The following is a 3,178-nucleotide window of genomic DNA, read 5'->3' as shown; positions in this document are numbered from 1 at the left end:
AGACCCTTTCATATGACCAAATAATTCACTGCCCACTAATTCCTTTGAAAGTGTGCCACAGTCAAGTGCAACAAATGGCTTGTCTTTCCGCGCGCTTTGGAGGTGAATGGTTTTAGCCATTACTTCCTTTCCGGTACCGCTTTCGCCATACAAAATGATACTGTAATTGGTTGGCGCCACCAGTTCAATCTGATTGTATAAATCTTTGGTAGTACCCGCACGTCCGCGAAGGAACTCTCCGTCGCCGGCAGAATTGCTGCTACTTTTTTTAGTGCCTGAAGCGCTGGGGCCGGCAGCCGCAGGCTCCTGCAGAGATTTATTGATGACATTCAAAACCTCTTCGGGTATCAGCGGTTTTGTGATGTAGTCAAAAGCGCCGTGTTTGATAACATCAACTGCTATTTTAATATCAGAATATCCCGTGATGATAATAACAACTGCGTGGGGATTAATTTCTTTTATTTCCTTGAGAACCTCACGTCCTTCCTTATCGCCCAGTCTGAAATCGCACAATACCACATCAAAGTGCTGCTCTTTGAATTTGGCGATGCCTTTATTGCCGCTGTAAGCGGCATCTGTTTCAAAGCCCTTTCTTTGTAAAAACCTTCCCAGTAAAGTACACATATCCATGTCGTCATCAATCAGGAGAATACGCTTCATATTGCTTTTTTTATACTAAGTTGAAGTTAACTAAATAAGTTCATTCCAGCGCCTTGGGGAGCTCAATCTCCTTGGTCTGTATCCATACGGCATAATCATTTGGCCGGATTTCCCCGCCATAATGTTTTGCGTACACTTTGGTGAATTCCGCGCCAAAATATAAAATTACGGCACTATAATACACCCATAACATAACAATAATTATTGAGCCTGCAGTGCCATAGATATTTCCCATATTGCTGTGACCCAGATAGAAACCAATGGCGAATTTTCCGATCATGAAGAGGATTGCGGTTGTGATGGCTCCTACCATAACATCCTTCCATTTTATTCTGGCATCAGGTAAAACTTTAAAAATAATGCCAAAAAGAAGTGATATTAATATAAACATCACTGAATTATTGACCGCATCCACCACATAAACACCATTGCCTGGTAACAGGCGAAGCAATTGTTTACTTAGCGCATTTACCAACGTGTTCAGCAGGAGGGATACCATTAGCAAAAATCCAAGACTTACAATGAGCGAAAAAGAGATCAGCCGGTTAAGCAACATCTTAATTAACCCGCGTTTTGGCTTACTTTTCAAACCCCAGATATGGTTGATCGAGTCCTGGATTTCCACGAAAATACCCGTAGCACCAGCTATTAACACCAGCAAACTTATGGCGGCAGCAAAAAAACTGTTGCCCGACAGGTGAATATTGGTAATCATATCCTGGATCTGAATGGCCGCACTGTCGCCAACCAGTTCATGAATTTGCGGATAGAGTTCGCCCTGGATGGCCTGCTTGTTGAAAAAAAAGCCACTTACCGAAATAATGATAGCCAAAAAAGGCGCTATTGAAAATACGGTATAGTACGATAGTGAAGCGCTGAATTTAAGCGCTTTATCATCTGTAAAGCCCGAAAATACCTCTTTAAAAAAATTGAAAATCGTCTTCATTTTTGACATAATGCCCTGGTTGAAAGCACGGCCGTGACAGGTGGCTGTTTCTTGAAATGGCTGATTCGGTCCGACCCGCAATATTAGAAAAAAATGCCGCCGCTTACTAGTCTCGTTTAATAAATGGCCGGATGATTCAGCTAAGAATTTTGCGCAAACCCTTACTGGCAGATTAATTGCAGCTTACAAAAAACAAAAAAACCTATCTTAAAATCGGCTCCGTCGTGGATACTACAAATACTACCGTTAAAGACCCGTTGAAAGCATTGATTGTAGATGACGAGGTTGATATATGTTTCCTGCTGAGTGGTATTCTTCGTCAAAAAAACCTGAAACCTTCATTTGTAAACAATTTATCATCCGCCAGGTTATCGCTTCAACACGATGTTCCTTCCATCATATTTCTTGACAACCATTTACCCGATGGGTTTGGGCTCGACTTTATTCAGTTTGTAAAAGAAACATACCCCCAGGTAAAAATTGTAATGATTACCGCGCATGACGGGCTGCCTGAACGTAAGAAAGCACATATACAAGGTGCCGATTTGTTTATTAGCAAACCGTTTACCCGAGAGGTGATCGATTATGCGGTAAAAAAAATTTTGGAAGGATAATTTGAGGTGACTCCTTCTGATAATCGTAGACAAATGTCTACAATCGGGCCGACACCGTATCTCCTTCAACAGTTTTGTTCCCCAAAGGTTAAAAATCCGGCCCCCTGTTCACTTATAACATTTCTGGCAAAGAATTTATATAATAATTAGCAATTGCTACTTTATTTTATCATTTTTTAAAATTTATTTCAGATGGGAAATCTCTTATACCTAATCGCAGTTGTCTTAGTAATTATCTGGGCAATTGGATTTCTTGGTTACCACGCTGGTGGCGTTATACACATCCTACTTGTTGTTGCTATCATTGCAGTTTTGCTACGCGTTATCCGCGGCGCAGCGTGATAGCGGAATCTGGATTTTTTATCTTAAATTAAGATTATGGAAAGTTGGAAATTAAAGATGAATGGTACCTGGAACGATCTGAAGGGTAAAGCAAAAAAACAATATGCTGACCTAACCGATGATGACCTGATGTACGAAGATGGAAAAGATGATGAATTAGTAGGCCGCGTTCAGAAGAAACTCGGTAAAACAAAAGATGAAGTAATCAAATGGATTGAAAGCCTGTAAAAAGGTTACACATTACAGCCCCTGTGAATAGCAGGGGCTTTTTTATGCCGACAAATAAAGCTTTCTTACTTGGCAAAATTTAGTGCAATTGTAAACGTAGTTCCTTTACCTTTCTCACTGTCTGCCTGAATAGTGCCTTTATGGTTAAGAATGATGTTCTGTGTATTGGTCAAACCCAGTCCATTGCCTTTGGGCTTGCTGGTAAAATACGGTTCGAATAATCTACCGAGTGATTCTCTATCCATGCCTGAACCGTTATCTGCCAATTCAATCACACAACGATCGTTCTCTCCCTTGGTGATAATGGTCAGTACGCCTTTACCGGGTTCCATGGCCTCTATAGCGTTAACAATGATGTTTAAAAATGCAATCTTTATTTTTTCCTTAT

At 40.7% G+C, this 3,178-nt stretch carries 6 protein-coding genes; 3 read left to right on the top strand and 3 right to left on the bottom strand.

What is annotated here, in order from left to right; translation table 11 throughout:
- Window positions 1-660: sigma-54-dependent transcriptional regulator (locus tag ACE5CV_RS18445; protein ID WP_374951672.1), on the bottom strand; the 660-nt coding region annotated here is incomplete at its 3' end.
- 40 nt (window positions 661-700) lie between these two features.
- Window positions 701-1,606 (bottom strand): YihY/virulence factor BrkB family protein, encoded by a 906-nt coding sequence (locus ACE5CV_RS18440; RefSeq protein ID WP_374951671.1) that lies wholly within the window; start codon window positions 1,604-1,606, stop codon window positions 701-703.
- Window positions 1,607-1,830: 224 nt separating this feature from the next.
- Between ACE5CV_RS18440 and ACE5CV_RS18435 the strand changes: the two genes are divergently transcribed.
- From ACE5CV_RS18435 to ACE5CV_RS18425, 3 genes are all read left to right on the top strand, one after another.
- Window positions 1,831-2,220, top strand: coding sequence for a response regulator (locus ACE5CV_RS18435; protein ID WP_374951670.1), 390 nt, complete (start codon window positions 1,831-1,833; stop codon window positions 2,218-2,220).
- Window positions 2,221-2,412: 192 nt separating this feature from the next.
- On the top strand, window positions 2,413-2,562 hold the full coding sequence (locus ACE5CV_RS18430; protein ID WP_374951669.1) for a lmo0937 family membrane protein: 150 nt from the start codon (window positions 2,413-2,415) through the stop codon (window positions 2,560-2,562).
- 36 nt (window positions 2,563-2,598) lie between these two features.
- Entirely contained in the window at window positions 2,599-2,790 is a 192-nt protein-coding gene (locus ACE5CV_RS18425) for a CsbD family protein (protein WP_374951668.1), read from the top strand.
- A gap of 65 nt (window positions 2,791-2,855) precedes the next feature.
- Here ACE5CV_RS18425 and ACE5CV_RS18420 read toward each other — a convergent pair.
- Window positions 2,856-3,178 (bottom strand): ATP-binding protein (locus ACE5CV_RS18420; RefSeq protein WP_374951667.1); only part of this gene is annotated, 323 nt, incomplete at its 5' end.

This window comes from Mucilaginibacter sp. (genome assembly GCF_964263795.1).
Lineage (GTDB): Bacteria > Bacteroidota > Bacteroidia > Sphingobacteriales > Sphingobacteriaceae > Mucilaginibacter.
The sequence above is the reverse complement of the archived record's forward strand: the minus strand, read 5'-3'. Positions and strand labels throughout refer to the sequence as shown.

What these genes read in the sequence shown, in the direction of transcription:
- ACE5CV_RS18440 (WP_374951671.1), bottom strand. Translation starts at nt 1,606, where the DNA reads ATGAAGACGATTTTCAATTTTTTTAAAGAGGTATTTTCGGGCTTTACA.
- ACE5CV_RS18425 (WP_374951668.1), top strand. Translation starts at nt 2,599, where the DNA reads ATGGAAAGTTGGAAATTAAAGATGAATGGTACCTGGAACGATCTGAAG.
- ACE5CV_RS18430 (WP_374951669.1), top strand. Translation starts at nt 2,413, where the DNA reads ATGGGAAATCTCTTATACCTAATCGCAGTTGTCTTAGTAATTATCTGG.